This is a genomic window from Polaromonas sp. AER18D-145, from assembly GCF_002379095.1.
GTDB lineage: Bacteria > Pseudomonadota > Gammaproteobacteria > Burkholderiales > Burkholderiaceae_C > Polaromonas.
On record NZ_NBZV01000001.1, the window covers coordinates 77589 to 94563 of the forward strand.

At 64.2% G+C, this 16975-nt stretch carries 12 protein-coding genes; 6 read left to right on the forward strand and 6 right to left on the reverse strand.

Features of this window, described 5'->3' with window-relative positions; genetic code table 11:
• Positions 1 to 134: 134 nt before the first annotated feature.
• On the forward strand, positions 135 to 1229 hold the full coding sequence (locus B7G52_RS00400; RefSeq protein WP_096695470.1) for an AI-2E family transporter: 1095 nt from the start codon (positions 135 to 137) through the stop codon (positions 1227 to 1229).
• A 68-nt stretch (positions 1230 to 1297) separates the two neighbouring features.
• Here the strand turns inward: B7G52_RS00400 and B7G52_RS00405 are convergent, their stop codons facing one another.
• Positions 1298 to 1723, reverse strand: coding sequence for a hypothetical protein (locus tag B7G52_RS00405; protein ID WP_096695471.1), 426 nt, complete (start codon positions 1721 to 1723; stop codon positions 1298 to 1300).
• Between the two features lie 358 nt (positions 1724 to 2081).
• On the opposite strand from B7G52_RS00405, the gene urtA reads away from it, so the two are divergent.
• The 5 genes from urtA to urtE all read left to right on the forward strand — a co-directional run bounded on the left by urtA (position 2082) and on the right by urtE (position 8573).
• The gene (gene urtA, locus B7G52_RS00410) at positions 2082 to 3359 is read left to right on the forward strand and encodes an urea ABC transporter substrate-binding protein (protein WP_096663017.1); all 1278 of its coding nucleotides are present in this window, start codon (positions 2082 to 2084) and stop codon (positions 3357 to 3359) included.
• Between the two features lie 187 nt (positions 3360 to 3546).
• Positions 3547 to 5121: an urea ABC transporter permease subunit UrtB gene (gene urtB, locus B7G52_RS00415; protein WP_096695472.1), complete on the forward strand. Its 1575-nt coding sequence runs from the start codon at positions 3547 to 3549 to the stop codon at positions 5119 to 5121.
• Position 5122: 1 nt separating this feature from the next.
• Positions 5123 to 6241 carry an urea ABC transporter permease subunit UrtC gene (gene urtC, locus B7G52_RS00420; protein ID WP_096695473.1) on the forward strand — a complete coding sequence of 373 codons (1119 nt, stop codon included), beginning with the start codon at positions 5123 to 5125 and terminating at the stop codon, positions 6239 to 6241.
• An 82-nt stretch (positions 6242 to 6323) separates the two neighbouring features.
• Positions 6324 to 7205 carry an urea ABC transporter ATP-binding protein UrtD gene (urtD, locus tag B7G52_RS00425; RefSeq protein ID WP_096695474.1) on the forward strand — a complete coding sequence of 294 codons (882 nt, stop codon included), beginning with the start codon at positions 6324 to 6326 and terminating at the stop codon, positions 7203 to 7205.
• A 675-nt stretch (positions 7206 to 7880) separates the two neighbouring features.
• Entirely contained in the window at positions 7881 to 8573 is a 693-nt protein-coding gene (urtE, locus tag B7G52_RS00430; protein WP_096695475.1) for an urea ABC transporter ATP-binding subunit UrtE, read from the forward strand.
• Between the two features lie 112 nt (positions 8574 to 8685).
• Here urtE and B7G52_RS00435 read toward each other — a convergent pair whose 3' ends face one another.
• The 5 genes from B7G52_RS00435 to cphA (B7G52_RS00455) form a co-directional block, all read right to left on the reverse strand.
• Positions 8686 to 9897 (reverse strand): cation:proton antiporter, encoded by a 1212-nt coding sequence (locus B7G52_RS00435; RefSeq protein ID WP_240523260.1) that lies wholly within the window; start codon positions 9895 to 9897, stop codon positions 8686 to 8688.
• A gap of 110 nt (positions 9898 to 10007) precedes the next feature.
• Complete coding sequence (locus B7G52_RS00440) at positions 10008 to 10814, reverse strand: M48 family metallopeptidase (protein ID WP_096695643.1); 807 nt, start codon at positions 10812 to 10814, stop codon at positions 10008 to 10010.
• A gap of 128 nt (positions 10815 to 10942) precedes the next feature.
• Positions 10943 to 11773: an urease accessory protein UreD gene (locus B7G52_RS00445; RefSeq protein ID WP_096695476.1), complete on the reverse strand. Its 831-nt coding sequence runs from the start codon at positions 11771 to 11773 to the stop codon at positions 10943 to 10945.
• A gap of 195 nt (positions 11774 to 11968) precedes the next feature.
• Positions 11969 to 14563, reverse strand: a complete 2595-nt coding sequence (gene cphA, locus B7G52_RS00450; RefSeq protein ID WP_096695477.1) for a cyanophycin synthetase — start codon at positions 14561 to 14563, stop codon at positions 11969 to 11971.
• A 58-nt stretch (positions 14564 to 14621) separates the two neighbouring features.
• Positions 14622 to 16850, reverse strand: coding sequence for a cyanophycin synthetase (gene cphA, locus B7G52_RS00455; RefSeq protein ID WP_096695644.1), 2229 nt, complete (start codon positions 16848 to 16850; stop codon positions 14622 to 14624).
• Positions 16851 to 16975 lie beyond the last annotated feature (125 nt).

The window sequence follows — 16975 nt, forward strand, 5'->3', positions numbered from 1 at the left end:
TCTGGACTGGCGAGCGAGCCGTTCGATGGAGGCGATCATCAGTCAGAGCGTCACCGCGCAAACGGAAACCGGCCTTCCCGGTGCCATCTGTGTGGCAGGCGGCACTCATTCACCCAGCCAGGAACCGTGAACCCATGAACCTCCCCAACGCAGCGAAATCCACCACGCTTGAAGACAAGACCTTCCTGCTTCTGCTGCTGGCCGTCTCGGTGGCCTTCCTCTGGATACTCTGGCCGTTTTACGGCGCGGTGTTCTGGGGCGCGGTGCTGGCCATCATGTTCAAGCCGCTGTACCTGCGCGTGCTCAGGACCATGCCAGCCAGGCGCGTTGGTGCCGCGCTGCTCACACTGCTGATCATCCTGGTGGCGGTCATCCTGCCGGTGGGCATTGTGACCGGGCTGCTGATCCAGGAAGGCGGCAGCGTCTACCAGCGCATGCAGTCGGGTGAACTCAGTGTGGCGCGGTACTTCCAGCAGGTCTACGAGGTCCTGCCGGCCTGGATCACCAGTCTGCTCGACCGCTTCGGCATGAACAACTTCGGGCTGGTGCAGCAGCGGATCACCGAAGGGCTGACCAAGGGCAGCCAGTTTTTCGCCACGCAGGCGCTGAACATCGGTCAAGGCACCTTCGATTTTTTCGTCAGTTTTTTTGTCATGCTCTACCTGCTGTTCTTCCTGCTGCTCGACGGCTCGGCCCTGGTCATGCGCATCAAGGATGCCGTGCCGCTCAATGAGGATGTCAAGCGCAAGCTGTCGGCCAAGTTCACCACTGTCATTCGCGCCACGGTCAAGGGCAACATCGTGGTGGCCCTGATCCAGGGCGCGCTGGGCGGCCTGATCCTGTGGGTGTTGGGCGTGCATGCGCCGGTGCTGTGGGGCACGCTGATGGCCTTTTTGTCGCTGCTGCCGGCTGTCGGGGCCGCCATGGTGTGGCTGCCTGTCGCGATTTATTTCCTGGCGACGGGGGCCATCGTCAAGGGTGTGGTCCTGATCGCCTTCGGCGTGCTGGTGATCGGCCTGGTCGACAACATTCTTCGCCCGGTGCTGGTCGGCAAAGACACGCGGATGCCTGACTACGTGGTGCTGGTGTCCACGCTGGGCGGCATGGCGCTGTTTGGCCTGAACGGCTTTGTCATCGGCCCCGCAATCGCGGCGATGTTCATGGCGGCCTGGGGTCTGTTCGCCCGGGCGCGGCAGGCGGAGGATCCGGAGTCGCCCGAGGCACCTTGACGTCAGCCTGGCGGCAGCCCTGACGAAAAATTCGCAGGGTCAGGTGCCCGGAAATGCCCGAACCACCCTCAACGGGGAAGCACCTTGTAGGCCCGGCCATCCGCTGCGGAGCCCGAGCTTTCTCCCTGAACAATCAGCGGCGCAAACACGCGAATCTCGGTTGTGACCGGTACGGTGAATTGGGTTTCCAGCGTGGATTTTCCGTTTCCCTTCGTGATCACCTTGACATCCTGCCCGAGCTCCGAACTGTCGGCAGCCAGAACGAGAAGCTTGATCGTTCCCGATGCCGAGGTCAGGACATAACCGACGTCGACCTTCAGCCTGACTTGCTGACCCGGGTGAAGGACCTGGCTTGTGTCGGGTGAGATGGATGTGATTTGCGCCAAGGAACCGAAGGGCGGCTTGTTGGCGGGTTGCCCCGTGGACTGGCAACCGGGTAAAAAACTGGAAACAGCAATCGCCGCAAACAGTGAGGGTGAAAATTTGATGCGCATTGTTCCATCCTGAACCGGATGAAGATAAATGTCAAAGGAAGTGGGGGTGCCTGGCAAATGGAAAGGAGAAACACCCGTTCCAGCGTGGCTGCTGTCGATGCCTGGGCCGCCCTGTCAGGGAAGGCCAGGCCGGCGCCGGGAGAAGGGCCCCAGCTCCTGCGCCGCAATGGGCTTCAGCCTCCCTGAACCACGTTTGGCAGCGAACCGGCACTCGTTGTGATCCTCGCCTGCATACGCCACCCGGCGTATTCCCCAATCCTTTTCCGGTCCCCAGAATCGCTTCATCGCTTCGTAAAAACCTCCGTCTGGCGGTTGGGCGAGGCGAAACGCGAACTACCTACCAACCGGAGAAGCACACATGCAACGTCGTTTTACCCTCAAGGCGCTGAGCGCCGCCGTCGCCCTGGCGGGCCTCTCTGTCCTGCCAGCCCATGCCCAGTCGGGCGGCACCATCAAGGTGGGCATTCTGCACAGCCTGTCGGGCACCATGGCCATTTCGGAAACCGTGTTGAAAGACACGGTGCTGATGGCGATTGACGAAATCAACGCCAAGGGCGGCGTGCTGGGCAAGAAGCTCGAGCCGGTGATTGTGGACCCGGCTTCCAATTGGCCGCTGTTTGCCGAAAAAACCAAGCAGCTGCTCGGCCAGGACAAGGTCTCGGTGATCTTCGGCTGCTGGACCTCGGTGTCGCGCAAGTCGGTGCTGCCCGTCGTCGAGGAAATGAACGGCCTGTTGTTCTACCCCGTGCAGTACGAAGGCGAAGAGCTGTCCAAGAATGTGTTTTACACCGGCGCCGCGCCCAACCAGCAAGCCATTCCTGCCGTGGACTACCTGATGAGCAAGGCCGGCGGCGGCGCCAAGCGCTGGGTACTGCTGGGCACCGACTATGTCTACCCGCGCACCACCAACAAGATTTTGCGCGCCTACCTGAAGAGCAAGGGTGTGAAGGACAGCGACATCGACGAGAAATACACGCCGTTTGGCCACTCCGACTACCAGACCATCGTGGCTGACGTGAAGAAGTTTTCGGCCGGCGGCAAAACGGCGGTGGTCTCCACCATCAACGGTGACTCCAACGTGCCTTTCTACAAGGAACTCGGCAACGCCGGCCTGAAGGCCAAGGACGTGCCGGTCGTGGCCTTCTCCGTGGGTGAAGAAGAGTTGCGCGGCGTGGACACGAAACCGCTGGTGGGCCACCTGGCTGCCTGGAACTACTTCCAGTCGATCAAGAGCCCGGCCAACACCGAGTTCATCAAGAAGTGGTCGGACTACGCCAAGGCCAAGGGCATTGCCGGCCACAAGGACAAGCCTTTGACCAACGACCCGATGGAGGCCACCTACATCGGCATCAACATGTGGAAACAGGCGGTCGAGAAAGCCAAGTCCACCGACACCGACAAGGTCATTGCCGCCATGGCAGGCCAGACCTTCAAGGCTCCGTCGGGCATCGTCTCCAAGATGGACGAGAAGAACCACCACCTGCACAAGTCGGTGTTTATCGGTGAGATCAAGGCCGACGGCCAGTTCAATGTGGTGTGGAAGACGCCCGGCCCGGTGAAAGCCAAGCCGTGGAGCCCGTACATCGAAGGCAACGACAAGAAGCCTGACGAGCCAGCCAAGGTGGCTTCCAAGTAAGGTCGCCGCCGCAGGTTTTGGGCCTGCGGTGCGAGCCGCACCTGGTTTTGCAGAACAGGTGCGGCTTTTTGTGGTCTGGCCCACTTCTTGCACTACTCCGGTGCATGGTTTTCAAGGAAGTTGCAGCCTGGGCACAACGCCAAGCAAGTACCGGCTGGCTGCTGTGCCCAACCTACAGGTTCTTCTCATGATGATTCGCACATTCCTTCTGTCTGCTACGTTTTTTATAGCTACCGGCGCCCATGCCTTGAGCGCGGACGAGGTCAAAGGCATGGCACTTGGCGAGACCGAGGCGCGCGCCGAGGCGCTGAACAAGGCCGCTGCCAACCCCGACGACAAAACCGCCGCTTTCATCCAGGCGCTGGCCGACGATGCGGTCAAGACCGCGGACGACCAGGTGTTTGTGATCAAGGACGACAAGGGTTACGACCCCATCACTGGCGCCGAACTGACGGTGCCCGCCGACGCCGAAGACGTGATCAACAACAACATGATGCGCGGCGAGCTCGATACCGCGCTGGCCGCGCTCAAGCTGTTTTCCAAAGACGAGAAGGTGCGCGCCGACGCCATCAAGACACTGGCCAGCGGCAGCGACGAGTCGCGCCTGCCGCTGATCGAAAAAGCGTTTGCCGCCGAGACCGTGCCGGCATTGAAAAACCAGCTGGAGATGGTGCGTGCCACCATTCTTTTGAGTAGCAGCGACAAGGCCAAACGACTGGACGCCGCCGCCCGACTGTCCGGCAGCAACAACCCGATCAGCAAGACCGTGCTGATCGCACGCCTGGCGGAAGAGGACGACGCCGAGGTCAAGAGCGCGCTGCAGGCTTCGCTGCGGAAGGTCGAGTCCGCGCTGGCCTGGGGCGACAAGCTGGGTGCGGTGTTCAGCGGCATCAGCCTGGGCAGCATTTTGCTGCTGGTGGCGCTGGGCCTGGCCATCACCTACGGCTTGATGGGCGTCATCAACATGGCGCACGGTGAGCTGATGATGATTGGCGCCTACGCCACCTACGTGGTGCAGGGCTTGTTCCAGAAGTATTTGCCCGGCCTGTTCGACTGGTATCTGCTGGCGGCGGTGCCGGTGGCCTTCATGGCCTCGGCACTGATGGGCGCGGCGCTGGAGCGCGGCGTGATCCGTTTCCTGTACGGCCGGCCGCTGGAAACCCTGCTGGCCACCTGGGGCATCAGCCTGATGCTGCAGCAACTGGTGCGCTCGATTTTCGGCGCGCAAAACGTCGGTGTTGAAAACCCGGTGTGGATGAGCGGCGGCGTGCAGGTGCTCGGCAATTTGTCGCTGCCCTACAACCGCCTCGTCATCATCGGCTTTGCAATTGCGGTGCTGCTGGGCATGGCCTGGCTGATCAGCAAAACGCGGCTGGGCCTGTTTGTGCGCGGCGTCACACAGAACCGCCCGATCGCCTCCTGCATGGGCGTGAACACGGCGCGGGTGGACACCTATGCGTTTGCGCTGGGCTCGGGCATTGCGGGCCTGGCCGGCTGTGCGCTGAGCCAGGTCGGCAATGTCGGCCCGGACCTGGGCCAGGGCTACATCGTTGATGCCTTCATGGTGGTGGTGCTGGGCGGCGTGGGCCAGTTGGCCGGCAGCGTCTATGCAGCCATGGGCCTGGGCATCCTGAACAAATTCCTCGAAGGCTGGACCGGCGCGGTGCTGGCCAAGATAGCGGTGCTGGTGCTCATCATCATCTTCATCCAGAAGCGGCCGCAGGGTATCTTTGCGATGAAGGGCCGCTCAGCGGAAGCATGACATGACCCCATCCATACCTTCGATCACTCTTCCGGCCAAGGGCCCCTTGCTCACGCGCGCTGGCTGGAGCGCCTTCATCGTGTCGCTGCTCCTGGTTTGCGCGCTGGCGCCGGTGCTGAACCTGATGGTGCCCGAGACCAGCATGTTCCACATGAGCACCTACGCCGTAGCGCTGCTCGGCAAGATCATGTGTTACGCCATCGTGGCGCTGGCCATGGACCTGATCTGGGGCTACACCGGCATTTTGTCGCTGGGGCATGGCCTGTTCTTTGCGCTGGGCGGCTACGCCATGGGCATGTACCTGATGCGCCAGATCGGCCGCGACGGCAACTACAAAAGCGACTTGCCTGACTTCATGGTGTTTCTCGACTGGAAAGCGTTGCCCTGGCATTGGACCTTCAGCGACAGCTTTGTCGCCACGCTGTTCCTGATCGTGCTGGTGCCTGGCGTGGTGGCCTTCGTGTTTGGCTACTTTGCCTTCCGCTCGCGCATCAAGGGTGTGTATTTTTCCATCATCACGCAGGCCATGACGTTTGCCGCCATGCTGCTGTTTTTCCGCAATGAAACCGGCTTCGGCGGCAACAACGGGTTCACCGACTTCAAGCGTATCCTGGATACACCGATTGCCACACCCACCATGCGCATGGGGCTCTTTGTGATCACCGGCCTGACCCTGCTCGGCTTCTTCCTGTTTGCCAAGTGGCTGGTGCGCAGCAAGTTTGGCCGGGTGCTGCAGGCGATTCGCGATGCCGAGACCCGTGTGATGTTCTCGGGCTACAACCCGATCGGCTACAAGCTGACCATCTGGACCCTGTCGGCCGTGATGTGCGGCATTGCCGGCGCCCTGTATGTGCCGCAGGTCGGCATCATCAACCCGAGCGAAATGAGCCCGGCCAACTCGATCGAGATGGCAATCTGGGCGGCGGTCGGCGGGCGTGCCACCTTGATTGGCCCCATTCTCGGCGCCTTCATCGTCAACGGCGCCAAGAGCTGGCTCACGGTGGCCTATCCCGAGTACTGGCTGTATTTCCTCGGCATGCTGTTCATCGCGGTCACGCTGTTCCTGCCCAATGGGGTGGTGGGACTGGTCAAAAAACTCCGGAAAGGTGGTGAGAAATGAGCGACGCCGGGCCGCCCCAAGGCGCGAAGGCCCCCGCGGGGGGCAGCGTATTACGCGAAGCGAAAAGCGTGGGGGCCAAGTCATGACGCCAGATCTTCTGGAGCAGGGTGCCGCACGCATTGAAAAACGCCGCGCCGTACTGGAGGCCGGCAAGTCCAACACCGAATCGGGCGGGCGCAACGCCAGCACAGGCCGTGTTGCCACGCCCGGCGAGGTGGACGTGACGCACGGCCGTATTCTTTACCTCGAAGACGTGAGCGTGAGTTTCGATGGTTTCAAGGCCATCAACAAACTCTCGCTCGACATCGCGCCCGGCGAGCTGCGCTGCATCATCGGTCCCAACGGCGCGGGCAAGACGACGATGATGGACATCATCACCGGCAAGACCCGGCCCGACGAAGGCACGGTGTTTTTCGGCAGCACGATTGACCTGCTGCGCCACACCGAGCCGCAGATTGCCCAGCTTGGCATTGGCCGCAAGTTCCAGAAGCCCACGGTGTTCGAGCAGCTCACGGTTTTTGAAAACCTCGAGCTTGCGCTCAAGACCAACAAGGGCGTGAAGTCGTCGATGTTCTTTCGGCTCGACTCCGCGCAAAGCGACCGCCTGGCCGAGATCCTGGTGACGATTCACCTGGCCGACAGTGTGGGCCGCATGGCCGGAAATTTGAGCCACGGGCAAAAGCAGTGGCTGGAGATCGGCATGCTGCTGATGCAGGACCCGAAACTGCTGCTGCTCGACGAGCCGGTGGCAGGCATGACTGATGAGGAGACTGCACGTACCGCCGAGCTCTTCCTGACCTTGAAGGGCAAACATTCGCTGATGGTGGTGGAACACGACATGAGTTTCATCCGGACGATTTCGGAGATCGTCACGGTTTTGTGTGACGGTTCGGTGCTCGCGCAGGGGACGCTGGACCAGGTGCAGGCGGATGAACGGGTGATTGAGGTGTACCTTGGACGTTGAATTCCTGTCTGTTCGGGCTGAGCCTGTCGAAGCCTGTACAAGCTTGCGCTACGGTGGGACCTCCTGCAAGCCGGGTCTCGCCCCGGCGGGCGAGGCACTTTTCTTTGCGTCGCCAAAGAAAAGTACCCAAAAGAAAGGCGACCCGATGGTCTGGGTCCCCTGCGCTTCGCTTCGGGGCAACCTGCGGTGCGCGACAAAAGCGGGGTCTCGCTCGAACTCGCCTGCGGCTCAGACAATCGCGAGCCCTGATCCGCTTTTGCCTGCGCTCCTCGGCCCAGCCCGACGGGTGGGGGAAACGAATACAAATGCGGATGCGGGGAGGCGAGGACGCGCTTTGCGCGTCCTCGCCGGAGCCCGATTCCCTACCCGAATCCGAACCCGCTCTCGACCCCACCACCCTTCTGGCTGCGCCGAGGAGCGCAGGGCCAGACGGATCAGGACGGGCGATTGTCTGAGCGAAGCGAGTTCGAGCCCGGCCCCGGCTGGATCGAGCACCGCAGGTTGCCCCCGTAGCGCCAGCGAAGGGGGACGCAGACAGCAGGGTCGCCTTTTCTTTGCTTACTTTCTTTTGGCGACGCAAAAGAAAGTGAGTAGCCGCCGGGCTACCCCCGGCCAGCAGGTGCAGGCGAACCCACGGACCTTCGGGAAAGCCACGCATCTGACGAGAGACACACCATGCTGACAGTCAAAAACATCAACCAGTACTACGGCGGTTCCCACATCCTGCGCGACGTGAGCCTGCAGGCCCACCTCGGGAAGGTCACCGTGCTGCTAGGCCGCAACGGCGTCGGCAAGACCACGCTGCTCAAGTCGCTGATGGGCCTGGTGCCGATCAAGACCGGCACCATTGAATTCGACGGCAAGCCCATTCAGAACGCCACGCCTTACGAACGCGCCCGCGCCGGCATCGGCTTTGTGCCGCAAGGCCGCGAGATCTTCGCCCGCCTGACGGTGGAAGAAAACTTGCGCATGGGACTGGCTTACAAAAGCGCAAGCACACCGATTCCGGCCGAGCTGTACGAGCTGTTTCCGGTGCTCAAGCAGATGCTGAACCGCCGTGGCGGCGACCTCTCGGGCGGGCAGCAGCAGCAGCTGGCGATTGCGCGCGCACTGGCGGCCAAGCCCAAGCTGCTGATCCTGGACGAGCCGACCGAGGGCATCCAGCCCAGCATCATCAAGGACATCGGCCGTGTGATCCGCATGCTGGCCGACCGCGGAGACATGGTGATCCTGCTGGTCGAGCAGTACTACGACTTTGCGCAGGATCTGGCCGACGACTACCTGGTGATGGAACGTGGCGAGTTCATCGCGCGCGGTTTGGGCAAAGACATGCAGGCCAACGGCGTGCGGCAGCTGGTGTCCATTTAACAATTAGTTGTCTGTCATGCCGGACTCGATCCGGCATCCATGCCCGATGAACCACTGTCGAGAGTGTGCCTGCATGGATTGCGGGTCAAGCCCGCCATGACAAACGCGATACTCACTTCGACCGGAAAATAATCTCTTTCATGCGCTGGAGTTTGGGCGACACCACCGGCACCGTCAGCATGGTGCTGGCAATCGCCATCAACAGCAGGGCGGTGAAGGTTTCGTTGGTGATGATGCCTTTGTCCAGCAGGATGTTGACAAAGATGATCATGATCAGCGCCTTGGTTTGCAGCAGCCAGCCGATGATGGCGCTTTCGCCCGGCGCCCACTTGAGCACCTTGCCGGCGATGTGGACGCCGATCAGCTTGCCGGCCACCGAGGCCACCAGCAGTACCGCTGCGGCGATGAACACGGCTTCACCGCCCACCGACCAGTTGGTACGCAGGCCGGTGCTCAGGAAAAACACCGGCATCATCACCAGCAGCACGTGGTGGCGCAGCAGGTCCATGTGTTCCTGGTTGAACCACTCGCCGTCCATGACCGCGCCCGCCAGGAAGGCGCCCACCATGTAGTGCAGGCCGGCCCAGTCCGCACCAAAGGCGCAGATGATGAGCCAGATGAGTCCCGCGTACCAGCGGTCGCGTTCCGGCAGCCAGACCATGAGTTTGCGAAACGCATAAGCGAGGATGGCAAAGGCGGCCAGGAAACCGGCTTGCCGGCCGACACGCTCCCAGTCCATCAGGATCAGCGCGAGTACGCCCCAGATCGCGATGTCGTCCAGGCTGGCGTAACGCAGGATGCGCTGGCCGATGGGCTGGCGCAGGATCGCGAGCTTTTCCATCAGCAAAATCAGGATGGGCAGGGCCGTGACGGCGCAGGCCATGCCCACGCCCATGACAAACTGCCAGCGCATGCCTTGCGGGCCGACCCAGCCCTCGTACATCAGCATGCCGGCGGCGGCCGCGCAGCCGAACAGCAGCGGGGTACCCAGCGCCAGGCCGGCGGTGATGGTGCTCTCACGCCGGTGCGCCCAGGCTTTTTTCAGGTCGAGCTCGATGCCGGCGATCCAGACAAACACCATCACCGCCCACCAGGCGATGCCGTTGAGCGACTGCACGACAGGCGCGCTGAACACGAAGGCGTAGTAGTCGGGGTAGAGCTTGCCCAGGATGCCGGGCCCGAGCAGGATGCCGGCAATGATCTGCACCACCACCAGCGGCGCGTAGTAGTCGGTCTTGAAGACCCGCCAGATCAGGTAGGGCACCGTAAAGATGATCGCCATGGCGATCAGGTAGATCTCGGTCGTGGTCATGGCGGCAGGCATGGCTTTCCCCGTGTTGTTGTTGTTGTTGCTGGATGCGTGCACCGGGCGCGCCGTGCCTGACCCGAACGCGGCAACGTGGGGGCTTGCGCGTCAGGTCCGGAATGACAAGTTTAGCGGCGCGTTGCCTGGTACAGCGGCATCACCGTTGGCAGCAAGGCCTGGATCTGCTGCACGCGGCTGCTGTCGCTGGGGTGGCTGCTCAGGAAGTCGGCGCCTCCACCGGTGCTGCCTGCACTGGCCATTTTTTGCCACAGGCTCACGCCGGCCTGGGGGTTGTAGCCGGCGCGTGCCGTCAACTCCAGGCCGATGCGGTCAGCCTCGCTTTCGTGCGAACGGCTGAAGCGCGTGGCCACCAGCGCTTCGTAGGCGGCTTCCGTGATCTGTGAGGTGCCCCCACCCAGACCCAGCAACTGGGTGCCGATGCCGATGGCGGTCTGTGCGGCGGCGGCCTGGGACACCTGTTCGCGCGAGTGCTCACGCAGGGCATGGGCGATTTCGTGGCCCATCACCACGGCAATTTCGTCGTCACTGAGGTTGAGTCTGGAAACCAGGCCGGTGTAGAACATGATTTTTCCGCCAGGCATGCAAAAGGCGTTGAGCTGGTCGCTGGTGATCAGGTTGACTTCCCACTGCCAGCGCGGTGCGTCGGCGCGGAACACCGCCGTTTGCGGTGCTATGCGGGCGGCCACGGCGCGCACGCGGGCCAGCATGGTCGCATTGGTGTTGAGCGTGCCCTTGGCGCTGGCGTCGGCCTTGAGCTTGGCGTAACTTTGGGCCGCCATCTGGTCCAGTTCCGCGGACGACACCAGCAGGAGCTGCGAACGCGAGGCACCGACGGTACCGCCTTCGGTGGTGCTGGCGCATCCGGTGAACAGCAGGGAAACGGCCACCAGGGCAGGGGTCAGAAAGGTTTTCATGAGCGTCTCGCAGATCAAGGTTGTCAGGGGGGCAATGCCGACCCCGATTTTGCGCCGCTGGCGCCCACACCCGGTAGGACGGCCCGCAAACATGGTGTAGGCCGCAGGCGGCAGATGCAGCCTGACGATCAGGCCGACCAGATGCGCGGGCTGGGCGCGTCTTTTTCCCAGAAGTGCTGGCGCCAGACCTTCCAGACCTGCTTGAGCAGGACCATGGCCGGCTCCACCAGTGGCGCCAATACCCGAACCACCACCACCTGCGCATCGGGGCTGGTCGCGCCTGCGGCGGCGCTCAGCGGATGCGCCTCCAGCACCTGCCGCGCCAGATCCAGTGCCAGTTGCCGGCGCTGGCGTTCGAGCTTGCTGCCGGCGGTAAAAAACAAGGTGGCGATGCAGCGTTGACCGGCCAGGCCCAGGGGGCTGTTCATCAGCAGCAGGTCGTCGGCCCGGATGCGTGCGCGTTCCAGCCAGACGCCGGGCAACTCGATGTGCTGGCAAAAGCTGCCTTGCGCAAAGGGCTGGTTGGCGCTGGGCAGGCCCAGCGCGGTGATGTCCCAGCCCATCAGTTCGGCCCCGGGCGCCAGATCGAGCGTCAGGTGGTTTTCGGCCAGGCAGCCGCTGTAGCAAAGGGCTTCCATGGGCAGCCACTCGGCGCGGGCACCGGCTTCCAGGCGCAGGCGCGTGCGCTGCAGGGCGGTTTCGCCCGCCGACCGGTAAAAGCGCGTGGCACCGGGGGTGGTGATCAGGCCGTGGCTGCCGGCCGCAGCCGTGACCGCGATGTCCAGCGTATCGCCGCCCACCAGGCCACCCGGTGGATGCACCAGCACGTTGTGGCACACGGCGTCGCCTTCGGGGTACAGGCTTTGCAGAATGCGCAGCGGGCCGTCATGGCGGAAGTGGGCGACGGTCTTGCCGGCCTGCAAGGTGTAGTCGAGAGAGAGCGTTGCGTTCCAGGCCATCGGTGGAGTTTAACCTTTAGCCTGCGGTGATCCTGTCACGAAATTGCTATTGATTTAGTAGCTTGTTGCGCCCGTGTTTATTGGGGCTTGGCTACTATTTGCATAAATTTTTGCAGGCTTGCAAGCGACCCTCAAGGCGACCCTCGCCCCAGCTTTGATAGGCTGGCGGCCGAGGCGTCAAGGCTGAACCGGCGTTCAGGCCAGCGCGACTTGTTTGAGGTCGCTGGCTTCTTTCACCCGTTCAGCCAGGTGCGCCAGCGCTTCCTGCACCTGATCGACCAGGATCAGGCACAGGTCGCCCGGCTCCAGTCGGGCCAGCGCGGTGTCGATGGCCAGGAACTCGCCCCGGATTTCCTCGATGTGGGTGGTGCGGCTGGCGCCCAGCAGGCCGTCGCGCAGCAGGCCCATAACCTCGCCGTCGGCGCGGCCGCGCTGGGCGGCATCCTGGTAGAGCAGCACATCGTCGAAAGCGTGGCCGAGAATGATGGTCTGGTCGCGGATGTCGTTGTCCCGGCGGTCGCCCGCGCCGCTGATGACCACGCTGCGGCGTTTGGCCGGCATCGCTTCCACGGCGCTTACCAGCGCGCGCATGGCGTCGGGGTTGTGGCCGTAGTCGGCAATCACGGTGGCGCCGCGGTAGTCCATCACGTTGAAGCGGCCGGGTGCGTTGTGCGCATCGTTGACAAAACTGGCGAGCCCGCTTTTGAGGGTTTCCCAGGTCACGCCGACGGCCCAGGCGGCGGCCAGTGCCGCCATGACGTTTTCGACCTGGAAGCCGATGCTGCCGTTGCGCGTCAGCGGAATGCTGTTCAGCGGCACACGTTCGCGCCACGCGCCTTCGGCCGCGACCAGCGCGTTGCCGTCGACGTAGACCGTGCGTTTGCCCTGGGCGCGGTGGGTGGCCATCAGGGGGTGGTGCCGGTCGGTGGCGAAAAAGATCACGTTGCCCGGGCAGGTGGGCGCCATGGCCGCAACGATGGGGTCGGCCGCGTTGAGCACGGCGTAACCGGTCGGTGCGACGTTCTGCACGATCACGCGCTTGAGCACCGCCAGGTCTTCGACCGTGGTGATGTAGTTCAGGCCGAGGTGGTCGCCGGTACCGATGTTGGTGACAACGGCCACCTGGCAGCGGTCAAAGCCCAGGCCTTCGCGCAGCACACCGCCGCGCGCCACTTCAAACACCGCGGCGTCCACGTCGGGGTGCATCAGCACGTTGCGCGCGCTTTTCGGGCCGCTGCAGTCGCCGCTGTCGGTCTGGCGGCCGTTGACATAAACGCCGTCGGTGTTGGTCATGCCGCAGCGCAGGCCGCTGGCGGTCAGCAGATGGGAGATCAGGCGGGTAACGGTGGTCTTGCCGTTGGTGCCGGTCACGGCCACCACCGGCACGCGGCCGTCATCGCCCGGCGCAAACAGCTCGTTGATCATCGCGTCGCCAACGGCGCGGCCCTTGCCGTAGGACGGCGACAGGTGCATGCGCAGGCCGGGCGCGGCGTTGACTTCGACCACGCCGCCGTTTTGCGCTTCGAGCGGACGCAGCACGCTTTCGCAGACCACGTCCACGCCGCAGATATGCAGGCCCACCATCTGCGCGGCGGCCACGGCACGTGCCGCGACCTCGGGGTGCACGTCGCCGGTCACGTCGGTGGCGGTGCCGCCGGTGCTGAGGTTGGCGTTGTTGCGCAGGATCACGCGGCGGCCGCGCGCCGGAATCGATTCCGGGGTGAGGTCTTGCGCGAACAGGCGGGCCACGGCAATGTCGTCAAAACGGATCTTGGTCAGCGAGGTGGCATGGCCTTCGCCGCGGCGCGGGTCCTGGTTGACGATGTCGACCAGTTCGCGCACGGTGTGCAGGCCATCGCCCAGCACCTGCGGGGGCTCGCGCCGCGAGGCGGCCACCAGCTTGTTGCCGACGACCAGCAGGCGGAAGTCGTTGCCGGGCAGGAATTTTTCCACCATGACGGTGCCGTGTTCGGCCGCTGCACGGAAGGCGATCTCGAGGTGGTCGCGGTCCACGATGTTGACCGTGACGCCCTTGCCCTGGTTGCCGTCCTGCGGTTTGAGCACCACCGGCAGGCCAATCTGCAAGGCGGCGACCCAGGCTTCGTCAGGGTCGGCGACGGGCCGGCCCATGGGCACCGGCACACCGGCGGCGAGCAGCAGCTTTTTGGTCAAATCCTTGTCCTGGGCAATCGATTCGGACACCGCACTCGTGGCATCGAGCTCGGCGGCCTGAATGCGGCGCTGGCGCGAGCCCCAGCCGAACTGCACCAGGCTGCCCTTGGTCAGGCGCTTGTACGGAATGCCGCGGGCGACGGCCGCGTCCACAATGGCGCCGGTGCTGGGTCCGATGCGTTCGTCCTCGTCGAGGTCGCGCAACCGGGCAATCGCGGCTTCCATATCGAAGCTGGTTTCATTGAGTGCGGCGTGGATCAGCGCCTGGGCCAGCTCCAGCGCCAGCCGGCCGACCGCTTCTTCGCTGTATTCGACCACGGTCTGGTAAACGCCATCCTCGAGCGTGGTGGCGGTATGGCTGAAGGTCACGGGGCAACCGGCCTGGGCCTGCAAGGCCAGTGCCGCCGATTCCAGCACATGGGCCAGCGACACGGGGCCAATATAAGCACTCGGACGCAACGCGCCTATCGCGGGAAACAGTGAACGCACGCGCGGCTCAAAGCCGGGCAGGGCGTCGATGGCGCACTCGGCCTGCGTGCAGGTGATGACGGCCTCGAGCGCCGTATGGCGGCTCCAGAGGTTGGGGCCGCGCAGCGCACGGATGCGGGTAACTTTCATCGGCGTGTCTTTCCGGGCTGGGGGTCACGGGAGGGACGTTTTGCGAGGGCGCCGGTGTTCATGAGGCGACCTTTTCTTCCCGGGTGGAACGCTCGGCGGCCGTTTCCAGGTTGAAGGCTTCGATACCGGCACCGATCAGGTTGAGCGGGATGTCGAGCGCCCACGCCACTGAAATGGCAGCGAGCAGGCTGTCTTCGGCAGTAGGGACATGCCGGCCCTGCCAGACGGCCAGCTTGTCCAGCCCGGGCAAGAAGGCTTCGCTGGCGCCGGTGGCGAGCACGACCTGGCCCTGACGCATGAAAACCGCCCGACCGCCGCCGTCCAGGTGGATGGCGATGGCGGGCAAACCCGGGTCGGCGGCGTAAAAGATCACCTCGCCGTCACACAGGCGGGCCATCTCGACGATGACCGGATCGGCGGCATTGAGCACGGCCACACCGTCGGACAGCACGACATCGACTTGCGAGCGCATGACCTTGAACATCTGCTCTTCGCCTGCCACATCGAATTCGCCCAGCGCCCCGGCGCCCTCGAGGTCGGTGACCACCCCGACCTGGCAGCGGTCATAGGCCAGGCCGCTGCGCAAAATGGTGGCTGCCCCGTTTTCAAAGACGGCGGCCTGCACGGCACGGTTGATCAGCAGGCGCTGGCCGGCCTCCCAGTGTGTGCAGTCGCTGGCGTCCAGGCAGCGCCCGTCGAGGTACAGGCCGTCGCGACAGGCCAGACCGGTGTGCCGCCCTGACAGCTGCAGCAGCCAGGCCACCAGCCGCGCCACATGGTGCGTGCCGGCCGAACCGGCCACGCCAACCACGGGAATGCGGCCGCTGTGCGTGCCTTCGGGTGCCTCGGGAAACAGGTGGTCGCAGATGGCACGGCCGACCGGCCGCGGCGCACCTTCGGCCGGCTTGAGGTGCATCAGCAACCCGGGGCCGGCGTTGACTTCCACAATGGCGCCGCCCTGGGCATGCAGGGGTCTGGAGATGTCTTGCGCCACGACATCCACGCCGGCGATGTCCAGACCGACGACGCGGGCGGCCAGCGAGACGATATGGTCGACGTCGGGGTGAACCTCGTCGGTACAGTCAATCGCAACATTGCCGTTGCGCTGGATCAGCACCTGGCGCCCGGCCTCCGGCACCGAGGCGGGGCTCAGGCCCTGGCGTTGCAGGTCCAGCAGGATGGCTTCGTCCTTGTCGAGTTCGATCAGGCCGAGCGGGAAGTCTTCAGTGGCCCCGCGCCGCGGGTTGGTGTTGAGCTGCGCCTCGACCAGTTCGGCCACGCTGGCGCGGCCGTCGCCGCGGACCGTCGCGGTGTCGCCGCGTGCAGCGGCGACCACCCGGCCGCCCACGACCAGCAGCCGGTGTTCGTGGCCGCGCACAAAACGCTCGACCATCACTTCGCTGCCCTGCGGCGCTGCCACCTGGAAAGCCGCTTCAACCTGTTCGCGGGTGGTGAGGTCCAGCGACACGCCGCGGCCATGGTTGCCGTCGGTTGGCTTGACCACCACCGGCAGGCCGATTTCCTGCGCGGCCTCCCAGGCGGCTTCGGCGCTGTCGACGATTTCGCCTTCGGGCACGGGCACGCCGCAGGAAGCCAGCAGGCTTTTGGTCAGGTCCTTGTCGCCGGCGATGCCTTCGGCGATCGCGCTGGTGAGTTCGGTCTCGGCCGTCCAGATGCGGCGCTGGCTGGCGCCGTAGCCGAGCTGCACAAGGTTGCCGTCGTTCAGGCGGATGTGCGGGATGCGGCGCTCGGTGGCGGCAGCAACGATGGAGGCCGTGCTGGGGCCTAGGTAACATTCGTCGACCTTGTCACGCACGCGGCCGACGGCCGCCTGCAGTTCGGCGTCACTGAAAGCCTCGCTGTTAACGGCGGCCATCAGCAGGCGGTGGCCCTCGGCCAGCGCGCTGCGTGCCACCTGCTCGTCGCGCGCGCGGACCACCATGCGGTAAATGCCGCGCTGCGAGGTGCTGCGGGTCTGGCCGAAACCGGTGGGCATGCCCGCCAGGTTCAGCAGTTCGATGACGACATGCTCCAGCACGTGGCCGGCCCAGGTGCCTTCGTAGAGCCGCTGGATGAAGCCGCCGCGCTCGCCGACGCCGCAGTGGTGCTCCAGCAGGGCCGGCAGCAGCGCAACCAGGCGGTCGCTGAAACCCGGCAACAGATTGGAAGGGAAGTCTTCCAGGGTGCCGAGGTCCATCCAGACTTCCAGCACAGAGCGGTAAGTCCAGATGTTGGGGCCGCGCAGGTAATTGATGCGCAGAAGCTGGATGTCGTCCTGTTTGCTCATGTTTTTCTGGATTCGGTCAACCGGCCGGGCCGGGGCAACGTTCATTTCTGGATAAGCGCCCACAACGGGCGTTTCTGTTTGTTCGGGCAGGTTTTCCGGTCCGGTGGCCGAATCTTGCATCTGCC

Excerpts from the sequence above, each read along its gene's own strand:
- B7G52_RS00400 (WP_096695470.1), top strand. The coding sequence starts at position 135 with ATGAACCTCCCCAACGCAGCGAAATCCACCACGCTTGAAGACAAGACC.
- B7G52_RS00405 (WP_096695471.1), bottom strand. The coding sequence starts at position 1,723 with ATGCGCATCAAATTTTCACCCTCACTGTTTGCGGCGATTGCTGTTTCC.
- urtA (WP_096663017.1), top strand. The coding sequence starts at position 2,082 with ATGCAACGTCGTTTTACCCTCAAGGCGCTGAGCGCCGCCGTCGCCCTG.
- urtB (WP_096695472.1), top strand. The coding sequence starts at position 3,547 with ATGATGATTCGCACATTCCTTCTGTCTGCTACGTTTTTTATAGCTACC.
- urtC (WP_096695473.1), top strand. The coding sequence starts at position 5,123 with ATGACCCCATCCATACCTTCGATCACTCTTCCGGCCAAGGGCCCCTTG.
- urtD (WP_096695474.1), top strand. The coding sequence starts at position 6,324 with ATGACGCCAGATCTTCTGGAGCAGGGTGCCGCACGCATTGAAAAACGC.
- urtE (WP_096695475.1), top strand. The coding sequence starts at position 7,881 with ATGCTGACAGTCAAAAACATCAACCAGTACTACGGCGGTTCCCACATC.
- B7G52_RS00435 (WP_240523260.1), bottom strand. The coding sequence starts at position 9,897 with ATGCCTGCCGCCATGACCACGACCGAGATCTACCTGATCGCCATGGCG.
- B7G52_RS00440 (WP_096695643.1), bottom strand. The coding sequence starts at position 10,814 with ATGAAAACCTTTCTGACCCCTGCCCTGGTGGCCGTTTCCCTGCTGTTC.
- B7G52_RS00445 (WP_096695476.1), bottom strand. The coding sequence starts at position 11,773 with ATGGCCTGGAACGCAACGCTCTCTCTCGACTACACCTTGCAGGCCGGC.
- cphA (WP_096695477.1), bottom strand. The coding sequence starts at position 14,563 with ATGAAAGTTACCCGCATCCGTGCGCTGCGCGGCCCCAACCTCTGGAGC.
- cphA (WP_096695644.1), bottom strand. The coding sequence starts at position 16,850 with ATGAGCAAACAGGACGACATCCAGCTTCTGCGCATCAATTACCTGCGC.